Here is a 13,812-nt window from a genome sequence, read left to right as displayed (position 1 = left end):
AGCAAAAGTGATTTTGCACATAGTCTTGATTGGAGACGTATACTTTGTATGATTGTTCCTAAGCATGACAACTAGGAGGTAATCAATTGGACACTGGTACTCATGTAGTAATGGGCATTTCTCTTGGGGGACTTGCACTTTTAGATCCAGCCGTCAGCGCAGATCCACACATGGCACACGCCGTGATGATCGCGACCATCGCCGGCTCCCAAGCACCAGACATTGATACTGTGCTAAAACTAAAAAATAATGCGGTTTATATAAGAAATCACCGAGGATTTACACATTCCATTCCGGCTGTACTGTTTTGGTCATTGCTGATTCCGGCTGTGATTTTCCCATTTGTGCCCGGGGCGAATTTACTTCACCTTTGGTTATGGACACTATTAGCCGTTGTCCTTCATGTGTTTGTCGATATTTTCAATGCATACGGCACGCAGGCCATTCGTCCATTTTCGAAGAAATGGGTAGCGCTTGGGATCATTAATACGTTTGATCCGTTTATCTTTTTTACACACCTTGTCGCCATAGTCGTTTGGGCGATTGGCGGACATCCCGGCTATACGTTTATTACGCTATATGCCGTGATTTTCTGTTACTATATCGTCAGGGTCATCATGCAGCTTCAGATTAAACGTCAGCTGCGTGCACGATTTGATGAAATTGAAGAGATTATTATTTCGCCTACAATGAAGTTCAGACAATGGCGCATTGCCGTGAAATGTAAATCCTCTTTCCATGTTGGGCGCAGCATGAATGGAGAAGTCGTCATTTTAGACACCTTTAACCGTGTGCCGGTCCCTGATACTGAAATTATGAAAATTGCTAAGCAAGATGAAAACATTTCAGCCTTTCTCTCCTTCTCCCCTGTCTACCGGTGGGAAGTGGATAAATACAAGGATCATTATGAAGTGCGGTTCATTGATTTGCGCTACCGCAGCAAAGGTCATTATCCTTTTGTCGCAATCTGCCATATCGACATGGACCACCAAATCAAAAATTCCTATACCGGCTGGATTTTCAGTGAAGAAAAACTGCAAAAAAAATTAAGACTCGGCTCTGTGTGAGCGAGTCTTTTTTTGTTGTGTAGGGCTTGGATTTAGGGGGAAAGTACATTATTTTGATTATTCCTTTGTGTAGATTTTGAAGTGGATAGATATTTGAATTTATGTAATTCGCAGAAACAGTGATCTATGCACTTATGTTGAGTGCGACACCAGGCTTTCCTGTCTTTTCCCACCATTCACCATTTCAATCCACGCACTTATGTAGAGTGCGACTAGTAACTTAAATAGATTAAATGATTCAGATGTTATTTCAATCCACGCACTCATGTAGAGTGCGACACGAAGAGACTGAGAGACTCCAAGAAATTTCAAATTTCAATCCACGCACTCATGTAAAGTGCGACTGCAATTCATTCTGTTTGTTTTAATGATCTTACTTCTTTCAATCCCTGCACTCATGTAGAGTGCATGGGCAGCCACAAAATTCAATGCTAAGTTTTACAAATTTCAATCCACGCACTCATATAAAGTGCCACACCGCCTTACATCCGACGTCCACAACATCATCGTATTTCAATCCACACACTCATGTAGAGTGCGACTGCGATTTCCGCCCCAATTATAACATTTTTTAGGGAATGATCGTCAAAACCCAAGTTTCTATATAGAATTTTGTTTTCCCTTCTAAATAATTTACACTTTTTCTCATTTTATTGAATGAAACGGTGCGAATGTTTCAGGGATTTTATGTTCTCCTCACATTCGCACCGACTTTTTCTTAGTATGAAATCTATTGAAACTTGTTAATCATACTTCTTTATATTTCAGCAACAATTGAATTCAATTAGATTCATGACTACTGAGGCAGGAGGCAGAGTTATGTTTTCGCAATTATTAATCCATCCACTCATGTAGAGTGCGACGTGACCTTGCTCGAACTTATCAGCTGACGCTTGATGTATTTCAATCCACGCACTCATATAGAGTGCGACTGCGATTTCCGCCCTAATTATAACATTTTTTAGGAAATGATCTTCAAAATCCTTAAGTTTCTATATAGAACTTTGTTTTCACCCCTAAAAAATATACATTTTTTCTCATTTTTGTCGAATGAAACGGTGCGAATGTTCCAGGGATTTTATGTTCACCTTACATTCGCACTTAGTCTTATGAAATGTCGTCGTCCATTTTAAGTCTTCCATAACCTGCATTTGTTTTAGCACCGATTCCTTCGTATTCTAAAGCGCCTAGTAAGATGGTTTTGGCGAGTTCGAGCCATTCCGCATCTTCTGGTAGATTCTTTTTTGTTTTCAATAGAAGTTGAAAGCGGCCGTTGACCACCGTTAAGAAATGAATCGGTGTTGGTGAGTCATCGTCTCGAGGGGCTGGAACACTTCCCCCTTTGTTCATCTTATCTAGCTTGACGCTGTTGTAGTCTGAATGATGTGGTGTCATCACATCTACTTTGAATGCTTCTCCTACCGTCTCTGGCATCATGAGCGCATCATGAAATTCGATGATACCGGCACGTTCGTTTGTTCCAAACAATGTGTTGTAATCACTACCATCTTGTTTTAGTTCTTCAAAGTTTTCACCTAATACAGAATGGGCATAATGAGAGGCTACGCCTTTTAAAGCTGTTCCTGGTAAATAAGGAATGCCGTATATCGGGTGTAATAACAATCCCGTTTCAAGTACACCCTCTCCTCCATGTCCAATGACTAACGGCGATATGGACTTGACTAGGCATGTGGGGTTCGTATCGGTATAATATTGCTCCACAAATCTTTCATACAATAAGCGATTTCCCCCCCACTGTTTTCGATGTAGACGAATTACATTTTCATAAAATGACTGCTTCTCCGCACTGTCCTTTATGATGTCCGACAATGTAGAACCACCAATCTCCCATTTGCTTTTGTTTAAGGTTAATGACAGATTCATTGGATGTCCTCCACATTTTCCGCCCCTTGTTCCACCTTTAAAATAGATTCCGCATATCTTTTTAACCAAACAGATGCACTTAAAGCTTGTCTTGATTTGATTAAGTAATTTCGATTAGAAGCTGACCAATCTCCTTGTATATCTAGTGTTTCTTTTATATCCTGAACGAATTGTTGATAAGCATTTCCTTTTTTTGATTTTGCTTCAAAAAATGTAATGGTGAGCCTTAATCCATTTGTTAAGATCATTGAGGCGAATCTGTGACAGAGTTGTCCATATTGATTTGAGAAATTCTCCTCATTCGTTTTGGCATTCATCACATGTTGATACGCTTTCTCAGCATAATGATGTTGAATGAGTTTCATGATCCCTCCCCTCCTGTCATACGCCAGGATACTCTTCCTTTACCTACGTTTGTGTTTCCACCTAATTGAAGATACATCTGTTTTTCTAGTTGATTTAAAAGTTGATGTCTAACGGATAAATCATTGCTTCCATCGACACGATCACACCACATGAGCCCATAAAATATGGCTTCTGCCGGTACATACTCTTCATACCAGAGAGCACCTTTACTAACTGTTTGGGTTTCATGATCAATTCTAATACGAGGTGTCACTTCAGAATTCATGGTGACAATGTATTGAAAAACGTCATCACTTACAATCACAAATCGTTCTATCCAAAGAGTTTGTGATTGTTTATCGTCGAATAAAAGTTTGGCCATCTTTTGAGCAAAATCGGTTAGTTGTTGAGATTTTTTCGCAGCCCCTTGAAATTCACCTAGATATAATTCGTCATTCTCTACTAATTTAGAATTCATGGTGACTAGCGTGCTTGATTCTTCTATGAGATCAGGGATATCCAGCGATACGCCTAATGCTTTTGCATCGCGGGCTAATCTTTTCAATATGAGTGGACTTGCCACATATGCAAATGTACCGTATCTACTCGCCACCGGGAATGAAAATAACCGGCCATCTGTCATTACGACTGCTCCTGCGCTTCCATCTTGATCTCCTTGTGTTCCAAATACTTTTTGTACGAATGTGTCTTGTCCTTTCGCGCGATAATGTTCACGCTGCACGCCTTTGATACTGCTTCCAGGTATAATCGGCCATTCTGTTACTTTTTCTCGTTGAATGGGCATATCAATCACGCCAACTCCTTCACCCGCTCCAATATGGAGGGGGGATAAACAATGTATCCAAAACCAACGGCTTGCTTCCATCGTCTCACTCCTCTTATTCATTCGGTTTCCATGTTCCCCAAAGTGCTAACCCGCAGCCATCTTCACGATCAAACGCTTCTTTACGCCGGTTACGATCGGATACTGATTGAAGCCACATTTTTTCGGCGAGTTCTGCTGGATCTCCTTCTTCTACTGTAAAGAAGTAAACACTACCTGCGGGGACTAAGCGGCGTATTGCTTTTTCACGCCCTTTGTCTTTATTTGCTAAGCTCCATCCAGAGATAGGCTGCCAATGTGGAACAGATGCCCAAACCAATTTCAGTCGTACATTTGTATCAAATAGTGGTTTTGACATGAGCTGTTCATCCAGCCATCCGGGCTGCCATCCTTTACTGAAATAAGCAGGTGTCGCCAATATCATGCGAACATACGGCTTGTTTTTGAGCGATTCTTTAATAGCATCCGGACATGTCCAATCTTGTTGATAAACATGTGGCCTTTCTTCTATATGAGCCAGCCGCCGTTCACCACCTATCGGGTGAATGCCTGAGAAAGGCTTTAATCCTTCTGACTCTTCAGTAGATAACTCTATTCCCGCCTCCAGTTTAAAGTCATCTGGGAATAAGAGCGATTCTGTTGAAAATAGGTGCTGATCTTTTGCCTTTTTACTGCCAGTTTCCACCTCAATTTGTGTTCGTTCCTGACGCTGTAATGCTGGAATAAATGCCGGTGGTGTTTCCTTTTTGAAAGAATGATTTTCCTTCTGCATGTGTTGGTATTCAGTCAAGGCTTCCTTCACATGACTCTCATCCACTGCGTCTGTCAGCCAGTTCACCATCCACTTTAGTGATACAAAAGCAGGCGGCGATTTCATTTTTTTACGAGCACCAGCTCCAATTGGCGGCCATAATGCCTCACTAAAACGGCCTGTTTTTCCTGTACCAAAAAAGCCCTGTCCTTCCGACATCATTGGCTTTGGTCTCAATTGATTCATCCCATACTCATCATCGAATAACTCAAGGTCATGAGGCATTGGCACATATAAATGATCATGCCAGCGATATAAAGGACCTCGCACAAGAGATTTCGCATAATAAGAAAGTGGTGTGGTGTGTTTCATTGATTGTCGTTTCTTCGCTAGTGCTGTACGAAGTGTTCCTGCGACCACACTTGGCGGAACATCGTTTAGTGAACGCGCCCGTATACCTGGTACACTTTGAAATGGGCGTGCATCACGAATAAGCAGCGGATCAAGCGGTTGAATGTGAAACCATTTTTCAGGCATGTCCACTTACCTCCTCTAGTTGAAGAGCAATGATCGTACATTCAGCGATTGTATGTAATTCTTCTAATGTATTCTTCTTCGGTATATACTTCGCAATCAATTGATCGATCCACTCTTTCGTTTCTTGCTCTGTTTTTGCTTCCGTTTTCTTTTTGAATGCAAGACGACTTATCTCTAGTGGAATGAGTTCATTTAAAATTTCTGGCTGTTTTTTAAATGGAGACTGTTCGTATGTTTGATACAACTCTCGTAAGCCATATGCAAAGCCAGATGTGAAATAAGACTGTTTTAACCACGTCGTCATCTCTTGGATAGAGGCAACTGGATCTATTTGAAATGAGACTGAGATATTCATTGTGTCTCCTCCGCCTCGCTTTTGGAAATGAATCGCTAATGAATTTCGCTCTTGTTTTGCATATTGTTCAGCCTGACGTGCCATGCTTCTTACTTCTTCAAGAGGCTCAAGCATATGAACGATGGCGATGCCAATTGAAATCGAAGGAGGTATTTCACTATGTTGATGAGCCTTCATCGTTGAAACAAATTCACTTTGTAATTTCCCAGCTGCTTCTAAGCATTGGTGCACCGGTACATAAGCCATGACATCATCTCCACCGCCATAGATCAATGTACCTTCACATTTAGAAATAATCTCACTTGCCTTTGAAGCAAAAGTTGAGAGCGTTTTAGAAAATGCAATATGACTTTCTACATGCTGTATATTTCGCAGTTGGTTGCCCATCTTATCTCCATCGGCCATGAGAAAGGCATAGTAAGGTGAAGGTGCTGGTGGTTTAACCGGCTGGCCATGATGCTTGCTGTATGCACCTTTGAAGTATTTTTGGAGCAGCTGTGTGATATCATTTTTCGCTTCTGTTCGTGCTATTCCGAAAAGTCCACATTGTTCAAGATAATCTTCTATTCTTCTTTCATAAAAAAGCGATGCCTCACTCCAATCAATAGGAGCTACTGTCAGATTCATATTCTCAAGATATGTTTCTACATCTTTCACATATTGTATGGCTGCTTGCTTCATCTGTTCATTTTGTTTCAACATGTTTTGATAGGGAGCAAACGCTTTATCGCATACAGATGAAAATGTTATACTCGGGTGCTTATGTAAGGACAATCGTTTGATCACTGAAATCGCATCTAATGATTCATGTTCACCAATTCCCCATTTCGCTAGTTGCGCCACTTGCTGTGGTGTTTTTTGCCTTTGGAAAACAGACTCTCGTCCACCGTCAAGTGATGATTTTGGTTCACCGAATAACGCCCCTGGCTCATTTTGTTTAAAATCTCTTAAAGTCTTCCTTGCAGCCATTAAACCTTCAACTTCTTGAAGAGCCAAATGATATGGACTTGCGGACGCATTAGCCGCTTCCTCTTGAGTTTGCATATCAGTCCACACAGCATAAAATTCCAATAAATCATCTACTTGTCGATTCCATGTGCCTTTTTGAATATAAGGATCAACTTTCCCTCTTACAAAGTCTGCGTATTCCTTCCACTTGTCATATACTGCTTTTTTTACTTGTCTTGCAACGGATGAAGGCTGTTCGTGTGAAATTCCTCCCAATATTTTGTTTGGTGCATTGTTTGTATTTGCAGAGGATTCGTTGAACACAGGGAAAATAAGCGTTCCACCCAGTTCTTGAAATTTCTTCGCACCTGCTTTACTTAATTCAGATAGAAGAAAAGAGCCAAACCATAAATCACGCGTCCGCCTTGCTTGCGCAATAAATTCTTGAACGGGCCCTATCGAAAATAGCATTAATGTTTGTTTTTGTGATTCTTCTGACAAAATGTTTGCACCTCCTTGCTATGTAAAAAAGCTTGAATCGCCGATGAGTGCGTACGGCCACTCTCGTCTTGTAATGGGTTTTTTGAGTAGGTGGCTGTTGGGTAGATACTTTGTTCATCTGTCACATCAGGCAAAAGCTTTCTGTCCCCTAAAAGCGATAAAGCTTCGATCTTTGGTTGATGCAACACCATCACCATGCCCACTGATTCCTCTTGATTAATAGCCAATGGTTTTAAGATGAGTGGTGAAGCCAAGCGATCCTTTCCTTTAGGTAGGAGCGTTACAGGATCTGGATCTTTCCCACTATCTTTAGGAGCAAATCGGAACTGAATAGGCAAACCAAATTGAGCTCTAGGAAATGCTTGATATTTAAATGGTTTCTCTTTTGGATAAGGGATGTGATGACCTGATTTAGCCTTATCTGTTAACAGACGAATAGTATCTGCTTCCGGCCAACAACTTCTTCCCCTTTTTTTGTTCGGGTTTGATCTTCTTCGAAATGTTTCATATGTCTGAATGACGGATTGCCAGCTTGAGATCATAGATGATGGAAATGCCTGTACTTTGAATTCACGACTAAGCGTCGGCCATTCTCGACTTGATGCTGGCAATTGAATGTCATATTCTAAAAGCTTTTGCTCAAACCATTTTTCCAATTGGCTTTTTGTCCTCTTGTTGTATGGTGAAAATTGTTTGCAATATAAACTGCCACACCCACGTCTCGTTCTTGACCCAAGTCCACCGAAGTTGATCCAAGCCCACAAGGCAGCTTCAACTTCTTTTTTGATTAACTCATATTGGGTTGTTTTTTTAGATAACCGGATATTTAAAGAAAATTGCGCCTTCATGAGGTATGGTGTTTTATCTTTCATATTTGAAAGAACATACTGTGGAAAAGGATGATTTTTCTTTTTAAAAAATACGTTTGAATTTCTTTTCACTTCGTTTTTTTCATAATGCGTTACCACTTGAATCTGGCTCGCTTGTTCTGTATGACCAAATATCTCTGCTTCTCGTTTAGATAATTCATTTGCATTTTTGCAAGCAGCTCCTCGAGTTGCACGCCACCAGAAACGAAGATGTCCACGAATCGCACTTTCTCGAATTGGTCTGTCTTGATCAATTGAGTTTGATTGGGGCCCTCCCCCAAACATTGGCGTAACCAAATGAATAGTGAGCGGCTCTTTAAAAAGTCTTTGGTCTTCATGAATTTTCGTGTCAATTGCATGCTTCACATCATGCCAATTGGTTTTGGGTTTACTAGATTCCCTTGTCATGTCGCTCTCCTTTCTTCACTTTGTTATCTGTTTCTGAAACAGCTTGGCATATGCATAGTGAGGGAAAAACATGGGATTGTTAATGAGCATTAGCAATTGATTTAATTGAAAATTTAGTGTCAACAGATCGCATCCATCAATACGTAAATCGCTGAGTTTGTTTTCATCTAAAAATTTTTCTTCTTCCTTAGATCGTTTTTCTTGTTTGAAACAATTTAATTCGTTTGACCACCATCTTAGATGTTCATGTTCATTAGGTACTTTTAATTGAAATTCATTGCTTTTTTTCATGAGCATAAAATCAAAAGACGCCGCTAATTCAGCTGCTTTATTTGAAATTGTTTGGTCCTCTTCTCTTTTAAAGTTACTTGCTAAAATGAGTAAAGGACGCGTCCTCTTTTGTGTGTTACTTTCACTTGTAAAGTAACCTGTAGCCATTCTAGCAATTCCTGTTGTTTTTGGTGTTAGCCGTTTTATTTTTTCAGACCATTCTTCTAAACCTTTTTCTTTCAAATTAGAACTTTTACATTCTATAGCAACCGCAACCGCCTCAATCGGTATAAACTTCAACGAATTGTGTTGGAACACATACGGCGTATACTGCTCATCAAATACGGCAATATCGACTTCGTTAGAATGATTTCCTTCTGAGTCAATAATGATGACACCTTGTGCTATTGAATATTTTTTAGGAATGATTTTCCGAAAAAACTCCATCCACATCACTTCTCTAGAATCCCCTGTCAGCCCTCCATGGTTAGAAGCAAAGTCCACTTCTTCTGATATCATGCTGTTTAATCTTTGATAATTCTCTAAGATCAGCTGCTCAACTTTACCGGTTCGCTCCGTTTCACCCAAACCAATTCCTCCTTCATCATTCATTACGAATGGATAAAATTTGAATCTAAATGACTACTTTTCATTTCGACTTATTTTGACATTTTTTAAGGTTTATTTAGGAAAAAGAAGAAAAAAACATGACTGCAAGAAGTCATGTTTTCACTATACAAATGAACAGTATATTCTGATGGATTTTGTATCTGAAAGAGGGTGTTGTAAGAAGATGGATTTGAGGTGGCCATACCCGTTTAAGAGACAATCATTGAAAACCATGCGCACCTCATATATGGGTGCGACAACAATTCATCATACATTCAGGAGGTCACTGCATATTTCAAGCCACACACTCATGTAGAGTACGACTGCGATTTCTGCCCTAATTATAACATTTTTTAGGGAATGATAGCCAAAACCCTTAATTTTCTATACGGAATTTTGTTTTCACCTCTAAATAATATACATTTTTTCTCACTTTTAACGAATAAAAAGGTGCGAATGCCCCAAGGATTTTATGTTCACCTCACATTCGCACCGAATCTTTCTTAATCCTATTTAATTAAAAACTATTACTCATGATTCAAGCTACCTACTGACAAGAATTTTATTCCTCCCACTCATATAGAGTGCGACCCTATGGGGGACTTTGTAATGGAATCACTAGCATCATTTCAATTCACGCACTCATATAGAGTGCGACTAACACAAATTTGGGCCAATATGATGTGGATTGGATTTCAATTCACGCACTCATGTAGAGTGCGACAAATCAAACAAGCGAGGGTATTACAGCTTCAGGTATTTCAATTCACGCACTCATGTAGAGTGCGACTGCGATTTTCGCTCTAAATGTAACATTTTTTAGGAAATAATAGTCAAAATCCACAAATTTCAATATAGGATTCTGTTTTCTCCTTCATGAATATACATTTTTTCTCATTTTTGTCGAATAAAAAGGTGCGAATGCACCGGGGATTTTATGTTCACCTCACATTCGCACCGAATATTTCTTAATCCTATTTAATTAACAACTATTGCTCTAAAGGTATTTTCATGATTTCATCAACAGGTTTGAATTCATTTAAAAATATGACTACTGAGCCAGAGTCATGTTTTTCACACCTAAATCAAGCGCAACTGTCAACATTTCTTTCAAGCTACCTCAATCCATACACTCATGTAAAGTGCGACGTTTTTGCATATCCGAGGTAGAGTGACGATACCGAATTTCAACCCACGCACTCATATAGAATGCGACTCAAATCCGTCTCCGAAAGTTATACAGATAGTAAATTTCAATCCACGCACTCATGTAGAGTGCGACCAGGCGTTTTTGATGCGGTTTACAAAGATATTAAATTTCAATCCACGCACTCATATAGAGTGCGACTGCGATTTCTGCCCTAATTGTAACATTTTTTAGGAAATGAAAGGCAAAATCCACAACTTTCAATAAAGAATTTTGTTTTCCCCTTTATAAAATATACATTTTTTCTCAATTTTGTCGAATAAAAAGGTGCGAATGCCCCAGGGGATTTTATGTTCACCTCACATTCGCACCATCAGCCTCTCTTACAACTTCGTCATATATTCCACAATAAACTCCCAAAATCCAGGTCCTTCTTGGTAAATCAGTCGGTCTATTTTTTCGATGAGTTTGATATAGAGTTCTTGTTCGAGGTCTTCTCTTTCTTGATATGCCGTGTTTTGTAGTTTCTTTTTGATCATGGGTGTGAAGGTTTCAATGAGTTCTTCCATTTCTCCATTGGTCATTTTGTCTTCGTGCACGGACATCTCCCCCTGTTTCTTCTTTTAGTTTGTTGAGTGCTTTTTTGTGAATGTTTGAGATGTTTTGTCTTGTTTCGCCTAACTGATCGGCTATTTCTTTCATCGTTTGGCCTTCGACATAGATTTGGGTTAAGACCATTTTTTGTTTGTCTGTGAGCTGCTGGTAGGCCTTGTACAATGTTTGATCTTGCAGATGCTCCCCTAAGTCTTGCTGGTTGAAGAGCACGGCTTCATACGTATCTGTTTGAACAGGGTCTTTCACTTCTTGTGTATCAGGATGATCGAGTATAAGCGGAAAACGCTGCTGTTTCTTTTTCACTCGTTTGTCAAAGTCGACGGAAAAGATGCGTATCATTGTGGAGATATACTTGATGATGCGGATTTTCTGATAGAACTGTTTGAACTCGGAATCTAGTTTTTTGGCATTTTCCTCGTTTGGCTCTTCCATGACCTGCCGGAGCAGCTGCTCGTTTTTCGGATTGCTTAAAAACTGCTGAATGAGCGGGTGATCAATGATTTCTTTCCATTTTGCTTTCAATAACAGCCGATAATCCATGTGCATCCTCCCCTTTGTTCCCTCTACTAGCATTAAGTGGACAAAAGTTAAAAAAAGTAAACTTCGTGAAAAGGGTCTAATGGTTCATTTTATCCCCCTCTGCTTTCCTTTTTCTTCTTTCATACCACTTATATAGAAGACGAGCATCCGCTGGGAGGTGAGACAAATGGAGACCTTTTTTTCAGAGGAATGGCTGAAGCAGCTCGGTCAGGCTGGCTTCCCTGCCATTTTGACGGTTTACTTGCTGACACGCTTTGAACGAAAGTTTGATGAATTAAGCAAGCTCATCCAACGATTAGTCGCTGCTCAAAAAAATGATGAATCAGATTGACATCTGCTTGATTCGTTTCACCTTATGAAAACGAGGGCGAAATGAAAGGCCTTTTGTCACCTCACACAATACGATGTTGAAAGGGGATTTTATCATGAGTGAAAAGCAAAATGGAATACCGCAGCCGATTCGAGGAGAAAAAGGAGCAACGATCAAAATTCCACGTAATCTCGAGCGGGACAGACAAAATCCAGATATGCTCACGCCGCCAGAAACCGATCATGGAACGGTCTCCAACCTGAAATATTCTTTTTCTGATACACACAATCGTTTAGAAAAAGGCGGCTACGCCCGAGAGGTAACAGTCCGCGAACTGCCGATCTCTAAAAGTCTTGCATCTGTTAATATGCGGCTAAAGCCTGGTGCGATTCGTGAGCTGCACTGGCATAAGGAAGCGGAATGGGCGTACATGATTTATGGGGAAGCCCGGATTACATCGGTTGATGCAGAGGGGCGCAATTTTACAGAGGATGTGACTGAGGGTGATTTGTGGTACTTCCCTTCTGGCCTGCCGCACTCTATCCAAGCACTTGAACCGGGAGCTGAATTCTTGCTTGTGTTTGATGATGGGTCATTCTCAGAAAATAGTACGTTCCAAGTAACCGATTGGCTTGCCCATACGCCAGAGGAAGTCGTGCTCAAGAACTTCGGTATGACAAAGGAGCAGTTTGACAAGCTGCCAGAGAAAGAAAAGTATATTTTCCAAAAAGGAATTCCTGGTTCCCTTGAATGTGACAAGGTGAAAACAGAGCAAGGAGAAGTCCCGAATTCCTTTAAATATGAACTGTTAAAACAGGAGCCGATTACGTCAAGCGGCGGACAAGTGTGGATTGCGGACTCTACCAATTTCAAAGCGTCTAAAACGATTGCATCCGCTCTTGTGAAAGTTGATCCAGGTGCCATTCGCGAGCTGCACTGGCATCCAAATACGGATGAATGGCAATATTTCATTTCTGGAAAGGCACGAATGACGGTATTTGCTTCTGATGGACATGCGAGAACCTTCAACTATCAGGCCGGAGACGTTGGATATGTCCCATTTGCGATGGGGCATTATGTAGAAAATACAGGCGACGAACCGCTTTATTTCTTAGAAATCTTTAAGAGCGATCATTATGCAGATATTTCACTGAATCAGTGGCTTGCGGTCACACCGAAACAGCTTGTTCTTGATCATTTAGATCAAGGTGAAGATTTCTTAAAACTGCTTGATACTGAAAAACATCCTGTGATCGCTGCACCTAAAAAAGAGGATTAACATATAACTTCCTGCAAAAAGGCTGTCCTTTTTGCAGGTATCTTCATGTAAAGGAGTGTTTGTTCAACTATGCAGCAATCTGTTCATGCTTTATGGCAAGGGCTGAAATGGCTCATGGCGGCGTCGGCTGTCTGTTACATATTTTTGTTGTTTTGTGTACTGTTCTTTCATTTAACGGGTGCTTTTTATCAATCGATTTTATCGATGCTTTTATTTATGGGCATCTATGTGGTACTTGGGATATCCTTTGAGCATGTGGAGCATGTGCTTATGAGGGTTGTTAGAAAGTGCCGTTCCAAAAAACGCTCCATCGTATTCTATGCCATTTCAATTCATCTCTTGTTTATTTGGGGTGCTGTCTATTTATCAGATGAATTGGTAGGCGGCATTTTACTGTCTACTTCTGAGGAAATTCTCTTTGCCCTAAGCCTTTGGTTGTTTCATTTTTTGTTTGATTATGCGACGTTTTCGTTTGAGAAAGAAGCTTAGTGATTTGCTTCATATGATGGATATCGTGTTCGATCAGACCTTGG

At 40.3% G+C, this 13,812-nt stretch carries 13 protein-coding genes and 1 CRISPR repeat array; of the genes, 4 read left to right on the top strand and 9 right to left on the bottom strand.

The genetic code is table 11. The annotated features are described in order from the left end of the window. Positions 1 to 86: 86 nt before the first annotated feature. Positions 87 to 1,067, top strand: coding sequence for a metal-dependent hydrolase (locus NSS80_RS04360; protein WP_034623275.1), 981 nt, complete (start codon positions 87 to 89; stop codon positions 1,065 to 1,067). A gap of 1,107 nt (positions 1,068 to 2,174) precedes the next feature. Here the strand turns inward: NSS80_RS04360 and cmr6 are convergent. From cmr6 to NSS80_RS04315, 9 genes are all read right to left on the bottom strand, one after another. Continuing rightward, on the bottom strand, positions 2,175 to 2,951 hold the full coding sequence (cmr6, locus tag NSS80_RS04355; RefSeq protein ID WP_317222635.1) for a type III-B CRISPR module RAMP protein Cmr6: 777 nt from the start codon (positions 2,949 to 2,951) through the stop codon (positions 2,175 to 2,177). Further along, positions 2,948 to 3,316, bottom strand: coding sequence for a type III-B CRISPR module-associated protein Cmr5 (cmr5, locus tag NSS80_RS04350; protein WP_041106375.1), 369 nt, complete (start codon positions 3,314 to 3,316; stop codon positions 2,948 to 2,950). The genes cmr6 and cmr5 overlap by 4 nt, the downstream gene beginning before the upstream one ends. Further along, a complete protein-coding gene (cmr4, locus tag NSS80_RS04345; RefSeq protein WP_317222637.1) occupies positions 3,313 to 4,182 on the bottom strand; it encodes a type III-B CRISPR module RAMP protein Cmr4 in 870 nt (289 codons plus the stop codon). The genes cmr5 and cmr4 overlap by 4 nt, the downstream gene beginning before the upstream one ends. A gap of 13 nt (positions 4,183 to 4,195) precedes the next feature. Beyond that, positions 4,196 to 5,428 carry a type III-B CRISPR module-associated protein Cmr3 gene (cmr3, locus tag NSS80_RS04340; protein WP_317222639.1) on the bottom strand — a complete coding sequence of 411 codons (1,233 nt, stop codon included), beginning with the start codon at positions 5,426 to 5,428 and terminating at the stop codon, positions 4,196 to 4,198. Further along, positions 5,421 to 7,232, bottom strand: a complete 1,812-nt coding sequence (gene cas10, locus NSS80_RS04335; protein ID WP_317222641.1) for a type III-B CRISPR-associated protein Cas10/Cmr2 — start codon at positions 7,230 to 7,232, stop codon at positions 5,421 to 5,423. The genes cmr3 and cas10 overlap by 8 nt, the downstream gene beginning before the upstream one ends. Further along, positions 7,202 to 8,509: a type III-B CRISPR module RAMP protein Cmr1 gene (cmr1, locus tag NSS80_RS04330; protein WP_317222643.1), complete on the bottom strand. Its 1,308-nt coding sequence runs from the start codon at positions 8,507 to 8,509 to the stop codon at positions 7,202 to 7,204. The genes cas10 and cmr1 overlap by 31 nt, the downstream gene beginning before the upstream one ends. Positions 8,510 to 8,524: 15 nt before the next feature. Then, complete coding sequence (locus NSS80_RS04325; protein WP_317222645.1) at positions 8,525 to 9,367, bottom strand: DUF6602 domain-containing protein; 843 nt, start codon at positions 9,365 to 9,367, stop codon at positions 8,525 to 8,527. 414 nt (positions 9,368 to 9,781) lie between these two features. Next, positions 9,782 to 10,178: direct repeats of the CRISPR family, unit length 32 nt; unit sequence ATTTCAATTCACGCACTCATGTAGAGTGCGAC. Positions 10,179 to 10,918: 740 nt separating this feature from the next. Next, positions 10,919 to 11,140, bottom strand: coding sequence for a sigma-O factor regulator RsoA (rsoA, locus tag NSS80_RS04320; RefSeq protein WP_029707333.1), 222 nt, complete (start codon positions 11,138 to 11,140; stop codon positions 10,919 to 10,921). Next, positions 11,088 to 11,690, bottom strand: a complete 603-nt coding sequence (locus tag NSS80_RS04315) for a sigma-70 family RNA polymerase sigma factor (RefSeq protein WP_024425214.1) — start codon at positions 11,688 to 11,690, stop codon at positions 11,088 to 11,090. Before NSS80_RS04315 ends, rsoA begins: the two co-directional genes overlap by 53 nt. 166 nt (positions 11,691 to 11,856) lie before the next feature. Here NSS80_RS04315 and NSS80_RS04310 point away from each other — a divergent pair, with 166 nt between their 5' ends. From NSS80_RS04310 to NSS80_RS04300, 3 genes are all read left to right on the top strand, one after another. After that, entirely contained in the window at positions 11,857 to 12,021 is a 165-nt protein-coding gene (locus NSS80_RS04310; RefSeq protein WP_073204399.1) for a YvrJ family protein, read from the top strand. 94 nt (positions 12,022 to 12,115) lie between these two features. Then, positions 12,116 to 13,279 carry an oxalate decarboxylase family bicupin gene (locus NSS80_RS04305; protein WP_342498428.1) on the top strand — a complete coding sequence of 388 codons (1,164 nt, stop codon included), beginning with the start codon at positions 12,116 to 12,118 and terminating at the stop codon, positions 13,277 to 13,279. A gap of 69 nt (positions 13,280 to 13,348) precedes the next feature. Beyond that, the gene (locus tag NSS80_RS04300) at positions 13,349 to 13,768 is read left to right on the top strand and encodes a regulatory YrvL family protein (protein ID WP_024425804.1); all 420 of its coding nucleotides are present in this window, start codon (positions 13,349 to 13,351) and stop codon (positions 13,766 to 13,768) included. Positions 13,769 to 13,812 lie beyond the last annotated feature (44 nt).

The organism is Bacillus sp. FSL M8-0350 (assembly GCF_038593345.1).
GTDB classification, from domain to species: domain Bacteria; phylum Bacillota; class Bacilli; order Bacillales; family Bacillaceae; genus Bacillus; species Bacillus safensis.
This window is presented reverse-complemented; position numbering and strand designations above follow the sequence as displayed.

What these genes read in the sequence shown, in the direction of transcription:
- cmr6 (WP_317222635.1), bottom strand. Translation starts at nt 2,951, where the DNA reads ATGAATCTGTCATTAACCTTAAACAAAAGCAAATGGGAGATTGGTGGT.
- cmr5 (WP_041106375.1), bottom strand. Translation starts at nt 3,316, where the DNA reads ATGAAACTCATTCAACATCATTATGCTGAGAAAGCGTATCAACATGTG.
- cmr4 (WP_317222637.1), bottom strand. Translation starts at nt 4,182, where the DNA reads ATGGAAGCAAGCCGTTGGTTTTGGATACATTGTTTATCCCCCCTCCAT.
- cmr3 (WP_317222639.1), bottom strand. Translation starts at nt 5,428, where the DNA reads ATGCCTGAAAAATGGTTTCACATTCAACCGCTTGATCCGCTGCTTATT.
- cmr1 (WP_317222643.1), bottom strand. Translation starts at nt 8,509, where the DNA reads ATGACAAGGGAATCTAGTAAACCCAAAACCAATTGGCATGATGTGAAG.
- rsoA (WP_029707333.1), bottom strand. Translation starts at nt 11,140, where the DNA reads ATGTCCGTGCACGAAGACAAAATGACCAATGGAGAAATGGAAGAACTC.
- NSS80_RS04315 (WP_024425214.1), bottom strand. Translation starts at nt 11,690, where the DNA reads ATGGATTATCGGCTGTTATTGAAAGCAAAATGGAAAGAAATCATTGAT.
- NSS80_RS04310 (WP_073204399.1), top strand. Translation starts at nt 11,857, where the DNA reads ATGGAGACCTTTTTTTCAGAGGAATGGCTGAAGCAGCTCGGTCAGGCT.
- NSS80_RS04305 (WP_342498428.1), top strand. Translation starts at nt 12,116, where the DNA reads ATGAGTGAAAAGCAAAATGGAATACCGCAGCCGATTCGAGGAGAAAAA.
- NSS80_RS04300 (WP_024425804.1), top strand. Translation starts at nt 13,349, where the DNA reads ATGCAGCAATCTGTTCATGCTTTATGGCAAGGGCTGAAATGGCTCATG.